Consider the following 23,627-nt stretch of genomic DNA (forward strand, 5'->3'; position numbering starts at 1 on the left):
TCAAGAGTATGAGTAAAGACAGTATGGAAGACCAAGAAGAGCTCAGGAAGATGCTTCACTTCTTCCTAGAAAAAATGGGAGCAACTCAGGTAGAACTCTCAAAAGGGATGGATGTGAGCCGACCAGTTGTGATTGAATTTCTCAATCAGGAAAAAAAAAGGTTACCAGTTAATCGCCAAGACTTAATCAAACTTTGCACAACTCTGCAAAACAATAAACCATCGAAAAGAAAATCAAAAGCAGAGGGTGAAAAAACCTCCCAAGATATCGACTCTCATCCTCATGCTAACGAACTACGAGAATTATTGGGAGAGATTGGGACTGACGAACTATTAGAGTCGGCTGGTTTCTTACCAAATAACGCTAGTATTATTAAGGTCAGCCCAAAAAGGTTTTTTCAAATTGCTCAAGTGGTGGCATTGCTTGAGTTTTTAGAGGTTGAAGACTTAGTACCTACGACTCAAGAGTTTTTAGCGATCGCAAATCACAAAATAGCAATTACTAACAAAGGACATTTTAAATATCAAGAGAACGACTATCTCACATCTCTGATTGATAATCTTTGGGAATCTCACCCAACACTTGGTTTAAAACTAAGACTGGAAGTAATTGACAAGCTAGAGCGGACTAGGGACAGGCTGAGAGCTGGAGGTAAGACAAAGTTCACCCAGCAAGAAGCTATCAGATTATTCATCAGCATTGCGATCAAAGAGCAAATGCTCAAAAATCTCCCCAATCTTCACCTGAGAGTGCAAAAGACAGAATTTCAAACTTTATCTCGATATGTGAATGCAGAAAAGGAATATAGTGATTTATACGCTCAATTTGTACAAATAGGTCATCAAGCAGAGTGTGCCCTGAAAACTCCAGGTTCATGCTGGACAATGCAACCACAAGCCAAGTCTCTTGATTCCCTCACTCCTGTGATTATGGCCTTAGTGACTTGTAGCTTTAGTTATGATGGCGAATCTCACGAGCTGATTGAATGGATGTACACTTCTGGTAATACAATCGTTGAGAATGCGATAGGTGCTTTGAGCTTACACATGGGCTTGGCAGAGCATATAGCCAACGTCAGCATATCAACAAAAACTCTAGACAGTAGTATTGATTCTTTAGTTGAAACAACAGTAATTCTAGGTAATAGACCACATTATCAAGGAATTTGGGTAGATCGCGACTCGATGATCACGATGTTGCAAGCGATCGTCTATGCTACTAAGCAATGGATAGGCGATCAAAGTACATCCGGCAAACTAGATCTGCAAATTTATACTTCAGCCTGTAAAGCTCTCTCTGATTTGAGAAAGCGATTAACAAGAGCCAGGAGAGCTTTTCAAAAATTTCAATTTCTTGATGAAGAATGTCAAACTGTTGAAATTAAGAAAATCGCTTCTACTGCTAGGGAAGAATTGAAGAAAATTCCTCAAGAGGATATTTACTTTTCATATCGACTCAACTTTTATCGCTGCTATTTTCTGACAAAACGCTTAGAGCTAAGACAATCCAATTTTCAAGGAAACATCAGCAACGCCCAACTGCTCATTCAAGAAATGAACCAAGTCCTTGAGGAAGACCAAAAAGTCAAGCAAGAGCTTGTTCCTATCCAAGCTCTGATTCGTTCAGAAGTCTACCTATATGAGCTTTCTTGTGGGCACGAGCCAAACTTATTTGATAAAACTAAAAGAAGTCAGTGGCTGAGATTAGAAATCTGGGATAGGGAAATTCGAGCTGCAATTAAACCAGGATCTTGTTACAAAGATCCTGGTTGGGATGTGTATCTAGCATTATCGGAAATGTATGGAAATGTTGCCCGTATAGAGTTTTATCTTGCTGATGAGAAAAGCTCTCTTGTAGCCGCCGCAGAAAATTTTCTCAGAGCAGCTCACTACGCATTACGTATTGGTTTAGCTCAACGAGCTTCTCGATGGCTAGCATTTGCAGGCAGAGCTTGGATCAGAGTCGGAGAAACGAATTTACCAAAACAGGCATCTAAGTTTGCTGATAAACTTGCTAAAACGGATTTAACTGCTGGTCACAGTAATAATTTTTGGCAAGCCGTGCTTTCAGAAATTTATTTGCTTGATGGAGAATATTTATTATTAATTCAAGATGATGCGACCAATGCGTTAGAGATTTTTTTAAAGGCACTCAAAGGGGCTGTATATTTAAGTTTGAATAGACGGATTTGTGACGCACTTTTCAATATTTCCAGGTGTTCAGAAAAGATTAGCAATTTAAGCGTCAAAGAAGGATTGAGTAGAGTTTTTAGGGAAGAAGATAGCTTAACTAAATCCAACGCAAACAAATTGAACCCCATGCACAATCTCACTTCTGAAAAAGTTTTAGATTTGCTATGTAAACTCTGGAGTAGAGAAGATAATCCGAGTTGGTATCAAGTAGGGGGTGAGTTTTCTCAACTCGCCGCCAGCATTTGGCAGAAATGGCATCACGATACTGAGCCTGGAGCCACTACTAAACATCCAATTGCTGAACTGATTGAAAAAAAAGTTTGGCTTGGGCGAGTTTAAGCTAATTGCAACTATAGCAATCATCCTTACTTTAATATTGCTGGTTGTATCAATACTACTCGGTTAAGCGTTTTGAACTCAAAATTGATTTTGGGGAAAAGGTTAAAGGTGAAGGGTTAAAGGTTTTTTCTTTTCCTTTTCCCATTCCCCTTTTTCCCCTTAACCGATAGATACATGATGTTGACATATTAAAAATTAACCTTTTTAAAGGTTAGTTGAGAACCATTGATTTTAAAATCCCATGTTCCTTTTTCAAATTTTTTTGACCATGTTTTGAAGCTTTCATGACATTTTTTTACCTCAGAAAGCAGCTCATCTTTACTTACGTTTAACTTTTCAGCTAGTTCTTCTGTTGTAACTATTTCTTCTTTTGTGACTGGAATTGCTGGTTTGGGTGAATTTGAAGTGGATTGAGTTTCTGGTTTTGGTGAATTTGGAGTAGTCTTTGAAGCAGTGGATTGAGTTTCTGGTTTTGGTAAACTTGGAGTAGAGTTTGCAGCAGTGGATTGAGTTTCTGGTTTTGGTGAATTTGGAGTAGTCTTTGAAGCAGTGGATTGAGTTTCTGGTTTTGGTAAAGTTGGAGTAGAATTTGCAGATGTTTTTTCTTCTTTACAGGATTTTGCAACATACTGAATCACCTTACTTTCACTCAATCTATTTCCTGAAAAACCAATTAAATTAAAAGTAATTAAGAATACAAACAATATGCAAACAGATATCACAACAAATGACTTTAGATGCTTGAGCTTGCTTATAAAAATTTTGATTTTTTCTATTACAGAAAACTGCTGTTGATCAGAATTTCCATTTATTAAACAAATTATTTGTCCTGTTGTATCTCTTAATATATCTTGTATATCGTTTTCTTCTGCTGCTAGATTCAAAAATAAAGCTTTTCCATATGATTTATTTGAGACTAATTTATCAACTAATGCAATCCAATCTTGGCGATTTTTTTCATTACCTATTCCTCCCCACCAAGAAGCATTATCGTATATCGTTTCTGGTTTGGTCAATTTAGAAATTTCTTGTTGGAAATTTTTTAATTTATCATTCAACTCGTCAATATTTTGATTTTCAGGATATTTTAAACCCAAAAATCCATCTACAAATTCTTCTGAAAAATGTTTATCTAGCATATTACCAATTTTGCTATTTATTGGTTTATATTTAGATGATTGACCTACTTCATTTACCCATGTTGATACTAATTTAAGAACAAAATCATCTAAAGTGTGATCATCTTTTTCTATTTCCACAACTAATGTGTATCTGATACGAGTGTTAACACGATCTTTTCTTTCCGAAGGTATGGCACTAAGATAAATACGAGGGCTACCATCAATATTTTCAATAATCAGAGTTGGATCTTCAAAGGAAGTCAAGTCACGATAATCCCTCCACCAAGTTGGCGATGGTGATTTAATCAGGAATTTGTAGTCTATTGACGTTCCCCTGGTTTGAATAAATATCTGAGACATTTAACTAATCTCCAATTTACAAATCTTTTACACGTTCACTAAATGGTTTGGAGTGAAGTTTTTCAATGGCATTTTGTAGCTTTTTATCTTCTTTTGTGAGCCATCGCCACAAACTGCTCACTATATTTCGCTGTTTATTCTTCTCTAGATTAATAATTTGACGACAAATAGTAATAATTAGTCCATCTGCACCCTTGGGAGAAAACTTACGGGGAGGACGAACTAAATAATTTGCTTGAAATACTGCGTCATTATTTTCTACAGTCCATTGAGTATTTTTAATTTCAACACATCCAATAGTATCAATAGGATGATATTGAATTAATATTTGTGGTGTATTTGTAGCACCATTTATTTCTTTGTGTACAGAACTCAATAAATCCTGATAGTATTTCTGCTGGATACTTTCTAGTAGCTCTTCGCTTTGATTTCTTTGACCTCCATTATCACTAAAGTATGTTTCACATTTTACAGGTACAAGTATTAATAAACCTGGTTCTTTTTTATTTATCCTTCCTTTAACCCATTCACGTGCAACATCTCCTGTTTGACTGATTTGTAAAGTAGTATTAGCTGCTCGTTTTTCGCTTGGAGTTGAAGACTCCATAACTATAGCGGCATCTATGGGAACTAACAGGACAATACTCTCTCTAATCCAAGCTAGGCAATCTTCCCAATCTTTTTGTCTCTCTGGAGGACGGAACCTTTCATCAACCCAAGCACCGGGATAATCCAGTATAGCCCAGGTAAGTTTGCTGTTACTGTTATCTACACGCATAGTTAGTTCTAGCCTAGAAGGCTCTTCAGTTCCACTTAGTCCACCAGGATTAAATTCCTCTGCTATTAATGAACCTCGTAGTTTGTCACGATAGCCATTTATACGTGCTTTTGTTGCATTACCAACAGCTTCTATGGAAACACCTGTTCCTGTCAGTAAGTCTTTTCCTTGCTCAAGTAAAGCAGTAATTATTGAGGTTTTACCGACACGAGTTGGGCCAATAATTCCTATTTTATATTGAATATTTAATCCCTGATTATTATTTGTCATTTGTGATTTCCTTAATTAAAACTCCTAACCGTTTTTTCTAACATATCAATGGCTCGGTGGACTTTTGTTACTTTTGCATTTTCAGCATCAATATTACTAAATGTACTAGGCCAGATTTCATCTCTATAGGATCGTCCTAACCTTTTAAATTCCTTTTCAGATTCTCCAGATCGAATTAGACTATCTTCAAATTGTTCTGCGGCTGCATGGAGGATTAATACTGGTGTTAAGGTTTCAGATACAAGAGCTTTTTTTGTTTTGTCAGATGCTTGAATAGCAAGTTCGGACATTCTCTTAAACAATTCTTCAGAATATTTCTTTTCTTCTCCAAATTTATATTTGGTCACCAAAATATGTTGCAAAGCATTAAAATTTAGTGAATCTAATTGTTTTCTCACTCGTGGATGAAAATGTGTTCGATAACTGATATTCAGTGATAATAATTCATCTACAGCTTTTTGTAAGTTGGGGCAAAATTCACTGCCGTTCTTTAACAATTCTGCCAATTTTTCTAGGGACTCTCTACTATCTTGAGTAGCTTCTAGAAGCTGACCTGTATGTTTGCGAATAATATAACTAATTTTTGCCCATAAATCTTCTACCTTGGTATCTAAGTAATCATCTATTTGACAGTATCTTTCACTAATTTCGACTCTAATTCTGTTCAATTCATCTACTGCAAATTTAGCTTCACTTGTATCTAGCTGTATCTTTTTATATGCTTTGCTAATCCATTGTTCTTTGCCAATTCCAAAACCTTCATCTTCTACCCATTGATTAATTTGTTTATCTATAAAACGAATAGTTTCAATTAATTTAGTATCTTCCTCTTCCGAATTGCGAGCTTGTTGGAATAGCTCTTGGACAACTTCTTCTTTTAAAGATACTGCGATATTTTCTCGTAGTTTTCCAACCAATTCATCAAAAAGTTCAGGTGATGCAACTGAATTTGGTGTTTGTGATTTTAATCCCTTTCTTAAATCTTCTAATACTCCTTGAATACGCTGTATTGTAGTTAGCCATTCACTCTTAGCTGATTCAATTACTTCTTGATCCATTATGGTCAGTCGCTCTGCTAAATGCTCAAGACATGGTTTAAGTAAGGAATCACGCACACTAGATGAATCTGTAGCGTTACATTGTAATACCTTATAGTGTTTATCAGGAATTCCTTCATTAGCTTGACGGGTAATGTCGTCTAAGAGTACCTGCAAAAGTTGTGAACTTGCATCACCATTAACTACAAGAATCACAAAATCCCGACGTTGCTTAATAGCGCCACGCGCTAGATCAAGAATATTGGCTGCTTTTCCATCTTCGGCTTTCCAAAAAGCTAACCCTTCCACTGGACGCTTGACTAATAAAACTAAATCAACTTCATTTTTCAACCCTGCTACGTGATGTTCTTCTGCACTTGCATCAAGTTCTCCTAATCCGGGAAGGTCAATAATAGTTAAATTTTCAACATCTGTAGCCTTAAAAGAACATTCGATTAAAACATCCCGTACAGCTAAGTAAAGTCGTGGACAATTGGGATTTTTTTCTTCCTCATTTGTTGGATATGCAACCCAAGAACGTAATCCTTGTAAACTGACTTCCTTTGTCTCTCCTGTTAAGTAATTGGAATAGGAAGGAAGAGCTTTCTGCATTTTGCGGAGACGCTCTAATAAGACTATTGAACTGTGAGGCGAATTATCACCTAAAATATTCGGTTGAGAATAATTAAAAGATTGAAAATCTGCAAGTGTAATGGGACATGAGGAGAGCTTCAGTTCTTTGTGATAAGGTTCAAGAATCTGCTCTCTAAATGTTTCAAAGGTGTGTAAGGTGAGAATAGCTCGTGAATGAGTAGTAGAATGACGTAAGCGACTACGTACTGCTGTTACTGGAATACCTGATCCTGTAGGAACTTGTTCGTCTGTAAGTCCAGCAATTGTTTGTAAAAGTGTACTCTTACCAACTCGCGCTTGACCACTAACACCTATATTAATAGTTTCGCGTAATAGCCTTGCTTTAGCGATTATTAATTGGTCAATACTGCTGGTAATCCATTGGCTAAATTGATGCTTTTGAAAGTCTCGTATATAAACTTGTAATTCATCTGTCGCTTTCGGGTGATTGGCAAGATCAGCAAGTGCGTTGTTTAACTCTTTCAATCCTTTTTCTACTTCTTCTGCTTGCTTAATGCGTACCTCAATTCGTGGTAGCTGTTCCCGACGTTTGTTGATTACTTGACTGATTTGTTTCTGGATATCTGCCATTGTTTAAAAATATATAGAGAGTGGAATTTTATGGTTACAAGACATCAAAAAAAATAAAATTTTAATGCTTCATCAATGGATGCAATACAAAGTTTATTTTATGATTCGATGTTAGCAGTAGTTAATACATACTAACTATATATAAAATTTATACTCATTATAGATAAAACGATTGTTATAAAATTACTACAACATAGTTACTATATTTTTCCAATCCATTTATAAAACTTTGGTTTAATTTAATATTTGTAAGTTTATTTATTGCAATAAAATTACAAAAAATTATATCAAGTAACTTTAAGTATAAAATAGGATAATGAATTATTCTTGATATAAAATATTTATGTTTCTTCATTACTTGAAATGCAAAACTAATAATTTAAGTTCAATTTAATAAACATCTAATTCTAAAATTTTCAAAATTCCTAAATCTATAAACAGAGTTTTTAATAAACTTCAATTTGTGGTTAATTCCTTTCCTGCGGAACGCTATGCGAACAACAGCAACATTTGTTGCTCCATTATCAAAGGTGACAATGTACTTTCTCTTGGGCATCAGTGCTAAATATCTTCCGGGGCTATTGCTTTTAGATATTTTCCCTGAATTTAGGGACTTCCAACTAAAAAAAATACCCCAGTATTTATTGTGGGGTGGATATCTTGTCCGCCCAGTTTATGTGGCGGGCAAGATGCCCGCCCCACAAGATGGAATAATTTATTTCTTGAAAATACCTTAGGGACTTCCAACTAAAATATACTATCGCTTTCTTGGCAGGGAGCAGGGAGCAGAGGGGAGAAAGAAAATAGTTATTGGATAATTTATTTTCTGGAAGTCCCTTATCTATCAATTCAAGCTATATAGAGTGCTATTCTCAAGGGCTAATTAACGCTCTCAGAAAAAAAGATCGCTCTACCGTTATCCATTCCTCTTCTGAAAGGCGATGATTGCGGAGACGACTGCGGATAACATCGCGTCCATCATCCCCCATCCATGCAATGTCTAGCAATTGTCTTAAGGGGTTGGTGTCAACTTGCCTGCGTTCAAAAGAGTCTTGTACCCTGAGGGTAAAGTCAGTTTCACGAGTTGACACAAAGAGTTTGAAAGTTTCCGTTTCCCCAATAAGTTGTTGCTTGTTGTTAACTGGAACGAAAGGAAAATCAGAAGGTATGGACAGATAAATTTCATCGCCGTAACGCACGCCTATCTCAATAGATTGTCCAGGAGCCAACTGCTCGTTAGACCCCTCAATTGGGTGGAGTAAACTAACTGCTCCTGTCAAACCAAAATCGAGAATACCAATATATACAGGAACATGATGTTGATTAACAATTTCCAAAGCAATCTGCTCGCCATCCTGAAAAACAATTTGTCCGCTACTATTTTCTGGTTCTGCGACTACCCAAGAACTATCTGCTGCTTGCCGCTTGAGAATAAATTTAACTTTATCTTTGAGGAGGGAATCTAGATTAGGGTTTTGCAAAGATAAAGTTTGACGATAGCGCACTACCTTCTCCAAGTTATCACGGACTACTTGGGCAGCATTGGTGTTTTTAACGACTTGCAGGGGAATGATCAATTGACCATCTTTGCCAACGACAGCCCATATAGGTTGAGTGACAATTCCCAGTTGTGGTACTGCATCCTCTGGTGTTACTTCTGTGCGTGGTGGAATCAGATAAATGCGTGCATCAGGAGTTTCTTCTGGAGAGTTTTCTTGTATCAAACTAGACGCTGATATTAAAGCCCTCAACTCGCTGGCGACTGTTTCATAATTTATAGGGGCTTGAATTTCGACCTTCAAACACATCCGACCGTAGGAATGAGCTTCTTCTACGGCACGAGTTCCAGTGAGAATAGCATTCTCATAAGATTCTGCCAAAATTAAGGCATCGCAGGTTACAGCCCTCACCGTTGTAATCTCTACCAGCCCAAGCTTGGGAGTATCTGCTGTGACTTGCTTTGTTGCTCCCGGGTAAATTGCCCACTGGGAACCTACTGTCATCGCGTGTGCTGCACCAGCTGCCAGAGTTATTTGATTAGCTGTACGCTCTTGAACTGGTACAAAGCGCATTGGCTCAATCTCTTCGGTGTCAAATAATAACCTGTCTCGCGCTCCTTCCATTTGCGGGTGTTGGAGCGATCGCACTGCCGAAACTTGTGGACTTACCCATTCAAAAATATCGCGGTAGGTAGTACCAGACTGAGCGCTACACAAGGCTTGACCGATAAAATACGTTAATGCTCCGTGATTAAGTTGACTATCGCCCTGGAGCGGTGTGTACTCATAAGCCTTCTCTTCATCTCGGCAAGCGGCAATCAATACGTAACGATCGCTCAGAGGTAGCCAGCCACTCGGCCCGCGATCGCCCATACCTCGACTTAACTCAGTTAAAACTGGCGATGGAGGTAGTTCCGCGATCGGACGTAAGTCTGGTTCTACCCAGCGTTCATTTACACCAAATGGATCGCGGCTAATCGTACCAGAATGGCAGCAGTCAAAAATCAAGGTAGTATGCGGTGTCTTTTTGCTCAACTGCAACAAACGCAGATAAATTTCATCATCGGTAATATCCCGGTTGGGATTGGGGTTGCGTCCACTATCGTGAGGTACGATAGTTTCATCCAAACCATCTTTTTCATCTCCCTCCCGGTCTGTCATCTGGGAACCATGTCCACTATAGTGAATCACGACAATATCATCTTCACCAACATTGTCAACCAATGCATCCATAGCAGCTAAGATATTGTCACGGGTTGCTTCTTCGTTCTGCAACAGGGTAATGCGATCGCAAGGAAAATTAAAGTTCTCTTGCAGAATTTTGGACATTAGCTCTACATCGTTGACACAGCCAAACAGTTGATTGACTTCCGGATATTTATACTTATCAATGCCAATTAGTAAAGCCCATTTACCATTTGCTTCAGTTCTAGCAAGCATCAACTGTCCACCTTTTGTTTAAATGCTTTGAATGGTTAGCATAAATCAGCGAAGCCACATTGCAGGTACAGCAAGCAGATCAAAGAAAAAATCCGGAATGCGGTCACATTAGTTAGTAGCTTCCTATATTCATACAAATTAGCTCTGCCTCATTCCATACAAGCAGCACCAAAAATCTGGAGAGATGCCATCATGAACATGCAACCACACCAACTGATTGAGCAAGGTGTTCAGCAAGCTGAGATTGGTAACTTGGAAGCGGCAAAAAATTCTTTTGAAACAGCACTAAATATATATAGACAAATTCAAGACCGTGAAGGAGAAGGGAAAACTTTAGGATATTTAGGAAATGTTTACGCTTCTGTGAATTTGTTTGTCACAGCAATTGACTATTATCGGCAGTCATTAGCGATCGCTACAGAAATAAATGACCCACAAATGGCAATGATTACTCAGCAACATCTGGCAAAAGTGTTGTTTGAACAAGGTCGTCAACAAATACGGGTACGTGCTTATCAAACTGCCTTGGAGAATTTGCAAGAGGCGCTAAATATATATCGCCAAATTGGCGATCGCGAATGGGAAGGGTGGACAATTTTTTGGCAAGGACTTCTTTACTTTGCCTGTGTTGACTATGAGAAATCATTTGACTGCTATCAGCAAACTTTAGCCATTGCTAGGGAAATCAATAACCAGCAAATGCAGGAATTTACCAGGACAGCTTTAGCAAATTTAGAACGCGAAAACAATCCCCAGCAAATCAAAGCACATCAGTTATTTGAACAAGGTTTTCAGCAACTTAATCGTGGTGAGTTATTATCTGCTCAACAATCTCTAGAACAGGCGCTGGTTATATATACACAGCTTCAAAATCACTCCCAAGCAGCAAGAGTTTTGGGAAGTTTAGCAGCTGTTTGTAATTACCTTGGACAATTTTCTCAAGCGATTGCATATCTACAGCAGTCACTAAAATTTGTAGAGGAAACTCAAGACCCTTTTTTGGCAGCAGGCGTATTCGGAAATTTAGGAGTTGCTTACAGGAATTTAGGAGATTATGCTCAAGCAATAGAATATGGTAAACAATGTTTAAAGATTCAAGAACGAAATCAAGACCTCTCAGGACAATTAGGAGCTTTAGAAATTATTGGCATCGCTTATCAATATTTAGGTGAGTATGATGAGGCAATTAAATATCATCTCCGTTGTTTAGAAATAGCGCATCAACTGCAAGACCCTGGTACTATCGCCAAAATTCTGACAAACTTAGGGATAGCTTATACTGCAAAAGCAGATTACCATCAAGCAATTAATTACCAACAGCAAAGTTTAGAAATTAGTAGGCAGATCCAAGATCCTAGAGGGGAAGGTCGCAATCTGGGAAATTTAGCAAGTATTTACTGTGAGTTCAGAAATTACACCCAAGCAATTGAATATTATCTGCAATATTTAGATTTAGCTAGAAAAACTCAAGACCGTCAAGGAGAAGGTATTGCTTTAATTGGTTTAGGACTAGTTGATTATTTCCAAGGTAACTACTTGGAAGCTGAGAAATACACCCAACAAAGTTTAGGCATAGCCAGAGAGATTCAAGATTTAGATGCAGAAGGACAAGCTCTACATCAGTTGGGGGGTATTTTACTTAAACAAAGTCAGCTGACAGCAGCAGAAAAAATCCTTTACTTGGGAATTCAGGCAAGAGAAGGTATTAGGCAAAGATTAGCTAATAATGATGCTTTTAAAGTCTCAGTTTTTGAAAGACAAAGTAGTACTTACAGCCTATTACAAAAAGCTCTGCTTGCTCAAAATAAATTTACTGATGCTTTGGAAATTGCCGAAAGAGGACGTGCCCGTGCTTTTGTTGAGCTATTAGCTTCGCGTTTATCATCAAATCAAATTGCTCCAGCTACTATCGAACCTCCTAATTTTGAGCAGATTCAAAAAATTGCTGTGGCTCATAACACTACTATTATTGAATATGCACTCATTGGCGATTATTTCACATTGGAAGATGGGCTACAATTCCGAGAATCAGAGCTATATATTTGGGTAGTTAAACCTACAGGAGAGCTATGCTTTCGCAGACAAGAACTAAAATCTTTGTGGGAAATACAAAATACTTCTCTAGCAGAACTCGTTTTCAGTACTCGTGAAGCAATGGGTGTAGGGGGACGTGACGCAATTAGACGCAAAGTTTCTAATAACGGCAAGGAGCATTTGCAACAACTATACCAATTCTTGATTGCTCCAATAGCCGACTTACTACCTGAAGATGCCAATACCCGTGTGACTTTTATCCCTCAAAGCTATTTATTTTTAGTTCCCTTTCCCGCTTTACAAGATGAGTCAGGCAAATACTTAATTGAAAAACACACGATTTTGACGGCTCCCTCAATTCAGGTTTTAGATTTAACTCAGCAAAAACGCACACAAGTTGAGGCTGCTGCCCTCAAAGATGTTTTAATTCTAGGTAATCCGACTATGCCTAGTGTAGCTCCATCAATTGGGGAGCTACCCCAACAACTACCGCAACTACCAGGCGCAGAAGCAGAAGCTCAAGCCATAGCTAGTGTATTTCAATCCCAACCCATCATCGGTGCTAGCGCTACTAAAGCTTTCGTTGTGCAACAAATGGTGTCGTCGCGGATCATTCATTTAGCTACTCATGGCCTGTTAGATAATAGCCGAGGTTTGAGTAGTGCCATCGCTCTTACTCCCTCTGACAGTGATAATGGTTTGTTGACTGCGGAAGAAATCTTCGATTTACAATTAAATGCCCAATTGGTGGTACTTAGCGCCTGCGATACAGGTAGAGGTCGATTAACCGGAGACGGGGTGATTGGGTTATCCCGCTCGTTCATTTCTGCTGGTGTTTCCAGTATTATCGTCTCTCTGTGGTCAATTCCAGATGCACCTACTGCTCTATTAATGAAGCAATTCTATGAGAACTTAGAACAATACGACAAAGCCCAAGCGTTGCGTCAAGCTATGCTGAAAACGATGGAACAAGCACCCCATCCCAGAAACTGGGCTGCTTTTACTTTAATTGGTGAAGCCGAGTAATACCAATACTTGTCGGTGAAGGGCAAAAGGGGAAGGGAAAAAGAGGGCAAGAAAAAACCTTTAACCCTTACCCTTTCTCCTGCACAGACGCTACGCGTAGCTTGCTTAAGCGCAGGGGTACACCTTTTCCCCAAACCAAATTCCCACTTGAAAATCCTTAACCGAGCAGTATTGGGGACAATTGTGTCCCCAAATTTATTTTAAATTGCCTGTATACCAATTTTGGTAAATATATTTAACCATTTTTATCAATTACAGATGATTTGTTGCTGAGGATTAAGATAATTTCTCCATTGGCGATCGCATCTAGCAATTGTCCGGTAGAGCCTTCGTTATCGTAGATATAGCCTAGATTTTGGGCGATTTCTTTTAACTTATCTCCTGTCCCTTGGGCAACTCTTGCGTGGATATTGGTGCGTTCGAGTTTCTTTCTTCCTGCCATAAGTGTTAACCATGAAACTTTAAAAGTGGTTTACATTTATAGAATAACAAAAGGTATTCATGTTGTGATGCACACAAGAAGAGAAACTTCTTTGACTTGTTTTCACAATATCTTTAAATAGCTTGCGATCGCTTTACCTTTTGTTCATAAATGGGAAAGATTGCACGGTAGGGGCACGGCATCCATAATCTTTTGGTGTATACAGTAATCTCAATACTGCTCGGTTAAGGATTTTCAACTTTTAATTTGGTTGGGGGAAAAGGTGAAAGGGTAAGGGTTAAAGGTTTTTTATTGCCCCTTTTCCCCTTCCCCTTTTCCCCTTAACCGACAAGTATTGACAGTAATCTTATCGGTGCCGTGCCCTGACGAAGATCCCAGGATAGAAGACAACAATAAATAGTATGCGATCGCGCAGAATTAATGTAGTGGCGTGTCTAGGCTTAAATGTTGCAATAGAGATTAATTTTATCAGCGTACCCTGCGGGAAGCCGCTGCGCGTCTATATCTGCGTTTATCTGCGGTTAATTTTTTCCCACCTAATGCACTACTTTGGTCTAGACACGCTACTACAGTCGCTACTATTAATTTTGAATTTTGAATTCCCCCCAGGCCTTGACACTCCAGTTCACTGGAGGATTCAAGATAAAAGCAGTCTTGAACCTGATAGTTGGAGTCTGCAAATGAAGAATACCACATTGAAGCTGCGCGGGATGAGTTGCGCTTCTTGTGCCAGAAGTGTAGAAGATGCGATTCGTGCTGTCCCTGGGGTGAATGAATGTAATGTGAATTTTGGGGCAGAACAGGCAACTGTTGATTATGACCCCAAAAGAACAGATTTACAAGCTATCCAAGACGCAGTGGATGCAGCTGGTTATTCAGCCTCCCCGCTACAAGAACAAAACTTGATGGCGGGAGAAGATGATGAGGAAAAGCGACATCGCCTGCAGGAATCCCGCGATTTGCAGCGTAAGGTGACGGTAGGCGGGATTATGAGCGCTGTGTTGGTAATTGGTTCACTACCAATGATGACAGGGTTAAACCTGCCTTTTATTCCTACATGGTTGCATAACCCTTGGCTGCAATTAGTGTTGACAACTCCTGTACAGTTTTGGTGTGGTTATTCCTTTTACATTAATACCTGGAAAGCCTTAAAGCGCCATGCTGCGACAATGGACACATTAATTGCTTTAGGTACTAGTGCCGCATATTTCTATTCCCTATTTGCCACCTTAGTTCCTAGCTTTTTCATTGCTCAGGGTTTGAGAGCAGATGTGTATTATGAAACTGCAGCGATTGTCATTACTTTAATTTTATTAGGGCGACTATTTGAAAATCGCGCCAAAGGACAAACCTCAGAAGCTATCCGCAAGCTAATAGGTTTACAGGCGAAAACTGCGCGGTTAATTCGTCATGGGCGAGAAGTCGATGTACCGATTGAGCAAGTGCAAATTGGTGATGTGGTGCTAGTTCGTCCTGGGGAGAAAATTCCCGTTGATGGTGAGGTAGTTGAGGGCACATCCACAGTTGATGAAGCGATGGTGACTGGTGAAAGTGTCCCGGTGAAAAAGCAACCAGGGGATGAAGTCATTGGTGCAACCATCAACAAAACTGGTAGTTTTCAGTTCCGCGCCACCAGAGTCGGTGCAAATACCGTACTGGCGCAGATTGTGCAACTAGTGCAGCAAGCTCAAGGCTCAAAAGCTCCCATTCAAAGATTAGCAGACCAAGTTACCGGGTGGTTTGTCCGGGCAGTAATTGCGATCGCAATTCTCACTTTCATAATTTGGTACAACATCATGGGTAATGTTACCTTGGCGTTGATGACTACAGTAGGGGTGTTAATTATTGCTTGTCCTTGTGCTTTGGGTTTAGCCACACCTACCTCAGTCATGGTTGGTACTGGTAAAGGTGCAGAAAACGGCATTTTAATTAAAGGCGCGGAAAGCTTAGAACTAGCACATCAAATTCAAACCATTGTCTTAGATAAAACAGGCACAATTACCCAAGGTAAACCCACAGTCACAGATTTTGTCACAGTCAACGGCACAGTTAACGGCAACGAAATGCAGCTGATTCAACTAGCCGCCTCCGTAGAACGCAATTCCGAACACCCTTTAGCAGAAGCAGTTGTACGCTATGCCGAAACTCAACAGACACAATTAATTGCCTCTGTACAGAATTTTGCTGCGATCGCAGGTAGTGGTGTTCAAGGTACTGTTGCTCACAGATTGGTGCAAATTGGGACACAACGCTGGATGGAAGAATTGGGTATTAACACTCAAGCCTTGCAATCAGACAAAGAACGCTTAGAATACCTGGGTAAAACCGCTGTTTGGTTAGCAGTTGACGGCGAAATCAAAGCAGTCATGGGGATAGCTGATGCCATTAAACCCACATCACCCCAAGCTGTGAGAGCATTACAAAAACTCGGTTTAGAAGTAGTCATGCTCACAGGCGACAACCAACGCACCGCCGAAAGCATTGCCCGTGAAGTCGGTATTACCAGAGTCTTAGCCGAAGTCCGCCCCGATCAAAAGGCGGCGGTGATTAAGTCTTTACAAGCAGAGAAGCAGAGAAGCAGAGAAAAAACTCAGCACTCAATTGTGGCGATGGTTGGTGATGGTATTAATGATGCACCAGCTTTAGCGCAAGCCGATGTGGGAATAGCAATTGGCACAGGTACAGACGTTGCGATCGCAGCTAGTGATATCACCTTAATTTCTGGCGATTTACAAGCCATAGTCACAGCAATTCAACTCAGCCGCGCCACCATTCGCAACATCCGCCAAAATTTATTCTTCGCCTTCATTTACAACGTTGCTGGTATTCCCATCGCCGCCGGAATTCTCTTCCCCTTCTTCGGTTGGTTACTTAACCCCATTATCGCCGGTGCAGCAATGGCATTTAGCTCAGTTTCCGTAGTCACCAACGCCCTACGCCTACGCAACTTCTACCCTAAAACCCTCAGCTAAAGAAATAACCCCTTCCCCATTCACCCTTCCCCCTTCCCCATTCTCACCTTATGAACAAAACAACCCTCATCAGTACTATAGCTAGTTTAGGCATTGTAATCGGAGTTGCATCAGGTAAAGCTGTTGCCCAAACATCCCATGAAACCCATTCATCACCAACAATCCAAACTAATCAATTTCAACGTATCGATCAGCCTTTAGGTAATAAAATAGCCGTCACTCTCGGCGGATTGGGATTAGTTGGCTTAGAACTTTGGTGGTTCTTGCTGAGTAAACCAAAGTCTCAGAAAGCAGTTGCAACGGATGAGAATATTCAGGAAGTAACCGTTACTGTTGACGGCGGATATGATCCCAGCCGCATTGTAGTGCAAGCCAGGAAACCAGTCCGATTGAAATTTGCACGCATAGATCCCAGCAGTTGTTTAGAGCAAGTTTTAATTCCAGACTTTCGCATCGCCGCAGATTTACCGCTGAATCAAGTCACATCTGTAGAATTTACACCCGAACAGCCAGGTGAGTATATTTTCACTTGTGGAATGAATATGTTTCGTGGTGCGATCGCAGTTCAAGCCGCAGCAGCTAGTGCAGAAACTGCTTCTACTCAACTGAGTTTCTCATGAGCTTGATGAAATGATACTTTTGATGCTTGACTCTCCAGTTAACTGGAGAGTTTAGTATAAAATCAGCAATCATATCTTGTTGAGGGTGTGGTCAATATGTTAGCCCAAGCAGAAGGAAAACAAATTGGTGTAGTTGCCAAAGAAAGTGGCGTACCAATTAAAACCATTCGTTACTATGAAGAACTTGGCTTACTCCAATCATCAGGCAGAACAGAAGGCGGATTTCGATTATTTAGCGCTGATGTTTTGGCAAGATTACACTTTATTAAACGTGCTCAAAGCTTGGGATTAAGCTTATCGGAAATTAAAGAATTTCTCAATGTTCATGATAGTGGCAACTTACCTTGTGAGCATATCAAAATTAAACTAGAGCAAAAGGTAAAAGCCATTGATGAACAAATTCAGCAATTAATGATTTTGAGACAAGAATTATCTGGTTTGCTGTCTGGATGGGAAATTAAACCTGATAATAATCAGGAGACTATTTGCCCAATTATTGAACATCAATAAATAAGTTTAGCGGTTATTTTTCAAGTAAAAATATACAGCGTATTTCAGGTAAATAAGGTACGCAGGTAGGGGCAAGGCAGTGCCCATTGGTGTCAACTTAACGTGAAAACCTCTTGGTTGTAAGGTTTCGCCCTCACCCCCAGCCCCTCTCCCGCAGGGAGAAGGGAGCCAGAGATTTAGTTCCCCTTCTCCTGCGGGAGAAGGGGTTAGGGGATGAGGGCGAGGGTTTTTGTACAACGCCCGCCCTATATAGCTTTTAGCTTAAGTTGACACGTATGGGCAGTTTAATCGCAATGGCAAAATCATTACTGCTGATTTTTGGCTCAATGTCGTCTAGTTTAGCGGTATGTATTCTTCTTGTGCAGTTTTGATGAAGTTAATTTGAAGAGTAAGCGATCGCCCTTAGCATCTCCTAATTGAGCTGCTACTATAGGGACATATACAGAACTACTTATACCGAAACCTGAATTATCGTCAAATTCTCTCAGAAGAACATGTACCAAATCAAAAGCCCCCAAAAGGGGCTATTTTTATTTGCAGTAATTATTAGTGATTACTCTTATGTTCAGAGTAATCACTTTTTGAGCAACCCCAGTATTATTGCGGAAATTTATGATTGTATGGCGTAGGGTTGTGGCTCAGTAATCACCTGTTGATTGTGTTCCCGGCGATTCTGGGCAATAGTTTTATATAACTTCAACCGAGAAGCATTGACGCTACCCAACGGTTCATGTTCCGGTAGAGTATGCCAAGGCGTAAAAGAAAGACTTTCATCGAACTGTTTGCGATCGCTATTATCAAATTCCTGAGCCGGAATTTTGATAGTTGCTACTTTAATATATGGAGAGATATTTTCATCCCAAAGGAGGGTAGGATCATCAACCCATTTGGGATCGCTATCAGACTGTAGTTGAATCAAGAAATCAAAATAAACATCCCGCTTTTCTATAGTCAGAGTATTGACTAAAGCTGCGCGCAAATAGTGATCAGAATCTGGGATAGGTAAATCAGCAGTATTTATAACTTGCGGTTTTGCAGAAAATTTAATCGCCTGGGTTCCCAAACGGTAGGGTGTAGCACTCCAATACTGAATTTCTGAAGGATTGAGAGTTTTCTTCCCAGCAATTTGTTGCAAAATCCCAAACTCGTACGCTAAGGTTTCTGGGGGAAGTTTACCAGCTGTCACTTCTGCTAGACGAATATAATCTTGAGCCTCTCGCACAAAGAAAACAGGATGATTGATCAGCACAAAATCTTGAGCGTTAGGTTCATCTTCTAACACCTTTTTACCTTCCACCTGGAGAACTTTAATTGCAAAGCCTCTACCATCGGGGTTCTTGTCAGATTGCAGTTGTCCTTGACTTAAGGGGCCAGATGCATTAGAAAATCTTGCCCAGATGGGGTAGGTTTTAACCTTGCTGAAAATACCAACTTGCAGATTCTCAGGAATATTATCTGCGATCGCCAACTCACCCCAGACACAACCATGACTTTTCGCATGAGCTTGACGTAAGCCTGGTGCTTTAGCAGCTTGATCCTGAACAGCACCTGCAACAATTTGGTCAATGATTTCACTATTAGATACTTGACTCATAGTGATTTTCTTGAAAGATTTAGAATCACTATATAGGATGAATATTTTGGTGTTTGAAATATTCATGGGGTGAATAATGCCCGCTATATCATAGTTTTAATGGGCATTATCTAGGCTAAACTTCAGCTATGAATGTACGGAATTTCTTCAACAATCAAAGATTTTGTCTAGGGAATAGAGAAAAAAGAACCTCTTCCCCAAACCAAATTTACTTTTATACAGCAGATTCGACGTTTATGAGGTACAGCAGCTAATTGAAAAAGTAATAAGTAAATTTCCTACTCATTACTCATTACTCATTACTCATTACTCATTACTCATTACTCATTACTCATTACTCATTACTCATTACTCATTACTCATTACTCATTACTCATTACTCATTACTCATTACTCATTACTCATTACTCATTACTCATTACTCATTACTCATTACTCATTACTCATTACTCATTACTCATTACTCATTACTCATGATGTCCCTCACTTACTACAAAAGTTCTGTATATTACTAACAGCGCAGCGAAACCCCGTAAAAACCTGACGTACACTCGGATAATACCAACTGCGAAAACTAGGGCGCAGTACCCAAGGACGTGTTACCCAACTACCGCCTTTTAATACGCGATGTTTCTGGTCAAAATAAACTTGGGAATAACCTGTGTAAGGGAAACTTTTAAATCCTGGATAGCCATCAAACCAAGTAGCTGTCCACTCCCAGACATTACCCAAAGTGTCGTATAAACCATAGGCGCTTTGTCCACCAGGATAAGCATCAACAGGGGTAGTTTTACCAATTAAGCGATCGCAATTACAATTCTCAGTTAATGCTGGTGCTTGGGGATTCCGCCTAGCTGCTTTTTCCCATTCGGCTTCTGTGGGTAGCCGCTTCCCGACAAACCGTGAATAGGCTTCTGCTTCGTACCAGCTAACGCCCCAAACCGGGTGATTATCCCAGGTAACATTTCCCTGCCAGTATAGCGGTTGAGTTACCTGCTCTATTTGTAACCACTCCCAGCCAGCCTTTGACCACCACTGAGGATTTTGGTAGCCGCCAGCCTCTATAAATGCGCGATATTGTCTACAAGTGACAGGATAACGGTCAATATAATAGGTGTCTAAATATACGTTATGTGCCAAAGATTCGTTATCTAGCGCCTCAATAGAGTTGTTACCTTGTTCAAATTCACCTGCAGGAATTTGAATCATTTCTTCCAGGTTATGAGGCGCAGCTGGACTAACAGCATCAAGGTAAAGTGAGTTATTTAAAGGAAGTTTTGTTAATTCCAACACCATGCTAATAATTTCACAGTGTTGGCTTTCGTGTTGAATTAAAAAGCGCCACAGCCGTTCATGTTGCTCAACATCAGCGACTTTGAGGATATCTAAAGCTTTGCTTCTGACTGTATCTAGGTAATTAAGAATTTCCCCTAAATCAGGTAATTCCACACGCTTGGCTTTGGGTAAACCATCAGCTGCAAACAGCTGACAGTATTGCGGAAACAAACATGGTAAACCTGCAATGTGTTCTAGCAACCACAAAGATTCAATGTAAGCAATATGACCTAAGTGCCAACCAACAGGGCTAAAATCTGGATGGGGTTGATGACAGAATGTCTGTCTATCCATACCCTCAAACAGTGTCAGAGTTTTCGTGCGACATTCAATAAACGCAAGAATAATATCTTCTCTGACACTAGATATGCTCAACTTGGATAACACGGTCTTCTCCCACACTGATGATGCTATTTTCTGGGCAAGTTGTCCAATTACCATTAAATATCGGTTCAGAAGCAATAATTACCGATTCAGGGAAATTTGAATCATTCTCTAACCAGTAAAGAGAAGGCGCAGGTGATTTACTACTAAAGCGACAAGCAATTAGGCGATCGCCATCACTTAAAATGATGTTGGCAGAAACATCACTTTCATACTCGGCTGCTAATTCCAACAAGTGAAGTAATGTGATGTGTAAAGCCTGTTCTGGAGTCTTAGCCGGGTGAGATTGCAACTGATTTAACAGTAAAGCAAAGATATGCTCTGAATCTGTACTTCCCTTAATTGATTGATAAATCTCATTGCTGAGTTGATTGCGAATCGGTCTATATAACGTCTGGCGGAAATTCTCAATTCTGCCATTATGAGTAAATAACAGCCTCTGATACTGAAATGGCTGAGAGTTACTAAAATCTAAAGCTTGGCCTGTTGTCGCACTACGCACATAGCCCAAAATCCGCCCTGATTCCACATAGCGGCTCAGATGTGGCAGATTTTGGTCATTCCAAATCGGCAAAATATGTTTGTAGATAAATGGTTCGGTATCCTTTTGAGCATGATACCAACCAATTCCAAAGCCATCAGCGTTGACCACTCCAGAAATCATTTCCTGAGGCTGATAACTCTGCACAATCAAGGAATGTTCTGGTGTGTATAGTAAGCGTTCTAAAGAAATTGGCGAACCGAGGTAAGCAAGTAAACGGCACATAATATTGAATCTTCAGTACTCAGCGACTTGATTATAATTAGTGGCGACACTTGTGTGACCACTAAATAGCCCCAATGCTTGCTTTATTTCGGTTCCATCATCACAATAGCCGATTAGCTAGCAACAAACTTTAAAGCTACACCATTCATGCAGTAGCGCTTACCAGTGGGTTTAGGGCCATCATTAAATACATGACCCAGGTGTCCACCGCATCGGCTACAATGCACTTCAACTCTCGTCATAAAAAACGATTTATCTACAGTAGTAGCGATCGCACCTTCAATAGGATTGTAAAAACTGGGCCAGCCAGTACCACTGTTAAATTTGGTTTCTGAGGTAAATAAGGGTAAATCACACCCTGCACACAGGTATTCCCCCGCCGCATATTGCTTATCGAGAGGACTTGTACCAGCGCGTTCCGTACCATGTTGACGCAGCACCCGAAACTGTTCTGGTGTCAGCGTTGTGCGCCATTCTTCCTCAGTTTTGGCGATTTCAAATTCATTATTCTTTGCAGCTGTCATAACTTTTGGTTTCCTAAGTAGATAATTTGATAACCATACTGTGCCAAACATAACGGCACCAGCTTCTAGAAGATATCGCCTTTTCATTACCCTGTTACCAACTTCGCCTGTTGATTCACTAATATCAGCCATAACCCTGAATTAACCCTGATAGCAACCTGAAAATGCTCTCAGAATCATATCAATTTAGGTGTATGAGCCTGAAAATAACTGACTCAACCACAAAGTTTTTGAAGAGGGTAAGTTAATCAATACAAGGAGGACTTACCGAACTCCTCGTAGCTTTGTAACATTCTGTTGTATTTTGTTTCAAAAATACATTGTAACGAGAACAGGCAATCTTAACAAAACTGGTGATTGGGGAACTCGGGGCCCCCACGACCGCAGGGAGTGGGGATTAGGGGTAATGGGGACTAGGGACTGGGGATAAGGGGATAAGTTACTCTTGACCTTTGACTTTTGACCCTTGACAAACACCAATTACCAATTACCCATTACCAATCGGCTATACTGGAAAAGCCTAAAATTTATCAATCACTTTTATTTATTAAAATAAAAACTAAAAATAATTGCTTCTATCATTGGGAGTCTCTAAACTTAAAATTAAAATGGTCAACTAAAAGTTGATTTTTAAGCTTCTAGATTCACATATTGAGAAAAAAGTCAACAGTAAGTAAACATCCTATAAAATTAAGATATTACGCCTGTGGAACTCTCTAACAAATCTGAATACGCACTTCTCGCTCTGTTAGAGTTGGCTAGTTGTTACCCTAGTGGTGAATCTCTACAGATTCGGCAGATGGCAGTGCTGCAAGATATACCGAACCGCTATTTAGAACAATTGCTAGCAACTTTGAGGCGTAGAGGTTTAATTAAGAGCATACGCGGAGCCAAAGGTGGCTATGTTTTAGCGCGAGATCCGCGAAAAATTACATTGCTAGAAGCTTGGAGCAGTATTGAAGGAGTAGATGCTGCAGTACCGACTGTTGACCAAAATTCCAAAACTCTAGAAACTCAAATTATTAACGAAATTTGGCAAGAAGCGCGTCAGGCGGCTAACGCGGTTTTAGAAAAATATACTTTGCAAGACCTATGTGAGCGACGACTCAAACACCGAGAAAAAGAACTGATGTACTATATCTAAGCCACAGCCATTAACA

At 39.9% G+C, this 23,627-nt stretch carries 17 protein-coding genes; 7 read left to right on the forward strand and 10 right to left on the reverse strand.

The window, feature by feature from the left end:
- The first annotated feature begins 8 nt into the window (after window positions 1-8).
- A complete protein-coding gene (locus tag HG267_RS34640) occupies window positions 9-2,531 on the forward strand; it encodes a hypothetical protein (RefSeq protein WP_045870187.1) in 2,523 nt (840 codons plus the stop codon).
- 188 nt (window positions 2,532-2,719) lie between these two features.
- Here the strand turns inward: HG267_RS34640 and HG267_RS34645 are convergent, their stop codons facing one another.
- From HG267_RS34645 to HG267_RS34655, 3 genes are read right to left on the reverse strand one after another with little or no spacing between them, the layout of a single operon-like run.
- The gene (locus HG267_RS34645) at window positions 2,720-4,012 is read right to left on the reverse strand and encodes a hypothetical protein (protein WP_045870186.1); all 1,293 of its coding nucleotides are present in this window, start codon (window positions 4,010-4,012) and stop codon (window positions 2,720-2,722) included.
- A gap of 16 nt (window positions 4,013-4,028) precedes the next feature.
- Window positions 4,029-5,060, reverse strand: coding sequence for a hypothetical protein (locus HG267_RS34650; RefSeq protein WP_045870185.1), 1,032 nt, complete (start codon window positions 5,058-5,060; stop codon window positions 4,029-4,031).
- Between the two features lie 11 nt (window positions 5,061-5,071).
- A complete protein-coding gene (locus HG267_RS34655; protein WP_045870184.1) occupies window positions 5,072-7,321 on the reverse strand; it encodes a dynamin family protein in 2,250 nt (749 codons plus the stop codon).
- A 491-nt stretch (window positions 7,322-7,812) separates the two neighbouring features.
- Here HG267_RS34655 and HG267_RS34660 point away from each other — a divergent pair, with 491 nt between their 5' ends.
- Window positions 7,813-8,058 carry a hypothetical protein gene (locus tag HG267_RS34660; protein ID WP_155539206.1) on the forward strand — a complete coding sequence of 82 codons (246 nt, stop codon included), beginning with the start codon at window positions 7,813-7,815 and terminating at the stop codon, window positions 8,056-8,058.
- A 135-nt stretch (window positions 8,059-8,193) separates the two neighbouring features.
- Here HG267_RS34660 and HG267_RS34665 read toward each other — a convergent pair whose 3' ends face one another.
- Entirely contained in the window at window positions 8,194-10,260 is a 2,067-nt protein-coding gene (locus HG267_RS34665; protein WP_045870182.1) for a caspase domain-containing protein, read from the reverse strand.
- 192 nt (window positions 10,261-10,452) lie between these two features.
- On the opposite strand from HG267_RS34665, the gene HG267_RS34670 reads away from it, so the two are divergent.
- Complete coding sequence (locus HG267_RS34670; protein WP_052335172.1) at window positions 10,453-13,320, forward strand: CHAT domain-containing protein; 2,868 nt, start codon at window positions 10,453-10,455, stop codon at window positions 13,318-13,320.
- A 235-nt stretch (window positions 13,321-13,555) separates the two neighbouring features.
- Here the strand turns inward: HG267_RS34670 and HG267_RS34675 are convergent, their stop codons facing one another.
- Entirely contained in the window at window positions 13,556-13,762 is a 207-nt protein-coding gene (locus tag HG267_RS34675; protein WP_045870180.1) for a hypothetical protein, read from the reverse strand.
- Window positions 13,763-14,442: 680 nt separating this feature from the next.
- Here HG267_RS34675 and HG267_RS34680 point away from each other — a divergent pair.
- The 3 genes from HG267_RS34680 to HG267_RS34690 all read left to right on the forward strand — a co-directional run bounded on the left by HG267_RS34680 (window position 14,443) and on the right by HG267_RS34690 (window position 17,864).
- On the forward strand, window positions 14,443-16,734 hold the full coding sequence (locus tag HG267_RS34680) for a heavy metal translocating P-type ATPase (protein WP_045870178.1): 2,292 nt from the start codon (window positions 14,443-14,445) through the stop codon (window positions 16,732-16,734).
- A gap of 50 nt (window positions 16,735-16,784) precedes the next feature.
- Complete coding sequence (locus HG267_RS34685) at window positions 16,785-17,354, forward strand: cupredoxin domain-containing protein (RefSeq protein ID WP_045870177.1); 570 nt, start codon at window positions 16,785-16,787, stop codon at window positions 17,352-17,354.
- A gap of 96 nt (window positions 17,355-17,450) precedes the next feature.
- Window positions 17,451-17,864, forward strand: a complete 414-nt coding sequence (locus tag HG267_RS34690) for a heavy metal-responsive transcriptional regulator (protein ID WP_045870176.1) — start codon at window positions 17,451-17,453, stop codon at window positions 17,862-17,864.
- A gap of 338 nt (window positions 17,865-18,202) precedes the next feature.
- On the opposite strand, the gene HG267_RS34695 is transcribed toward HG267_RS34690, so the two are convergent.
- The 5 genes from HG267_RS34695 to msrB form a co-directional block, all read right to left on the reverse strand.
- The gene (locus HG267_RS34695; RefSeq protein ID WP_155539204.1) at window positions 18,203-18,367 is read right to left on the reverse strand and encodes a hypothetical protein; all 165 of its coding nucleotides are present in this window, start codon (window positions 18,365-18,367) and stop codon (window positions 18,203-18,205) included.
- 107 nt (window positions 18,368-18,474) lie between these two features.
- A complete protein-coding gene (locus HG267_RS34700; protein ID WP_052335171.1) occupies window positions 18,475-19,458 on the reverse strand; it encodes a catalase family protein in 984 nt (327 codons plus the stop codon).
- A 483-nt stretch (window positions 19,459-19,941) separates the two neighbouring features.
- Window positions 19,942-21,180, reverse strand: coding sequence for an ergothioneine biosynthesis protein EgtB (egtB, locus tag HG267_RS34705; protein ID WP_045870175.1), 1,239 nt, complete (start codon window positions 21,178-21,180; stop codon window positions 19,942-19,944).
- Entirely contained in the window at window positions 21,155-21,943 is a 789-nt protein-coding gene (egtC, locus tag HG267_RS34710) for an ergothioneine biosynthesis protein EgtC (protein ID WP_045870174.1), read from the reverse strand. Before egtC ends, egtB begins: the two co-directional genes overlap by 26 nt.
- Window positions 21,944-22,056: 113 nt before the next feature.
- A complete protein-coding gene (msrB, locus tag HG267_RS34715; RefSeq protein ID WP_045870494.1) occupies window positions 22,057-22,554 on the reverse strand; it encodes a peptide-methionine (R)-S-oxide reductase MsrB in 498 nt (165 codons plus the stop codon).
- A gap of 619 nt (window positions 22,555-23,173) precedes the next feature.
- Here msrB and HG267_RS34720 point away from each other — a divergent pair.
- The gene (locus HG267_RS34720; protein WP_045870173.1) at window positions 23,174-23,611 is read left to right on the forward strand and encodes an RrF2 family transcriptional regulator; all 438 of its coding nucleotides are present in this window, start codon (window positions 23,174-23,176) and stop codon (window positions 23,609-23,611) included.
- Window positions 23,612-23,627 lie beyond the last annotated feature (16 nt).

The sequence above is a fragment of the Tolypothrix sp. PCC 7601 genome, assembly GCF_025677855.1.
GTDB lineage: Bacteria > Cyanobacteriota > Cyanobacteriia > Cyanobacteriales > Nostocaceae > Aulosira > Aulosira diplosiphon.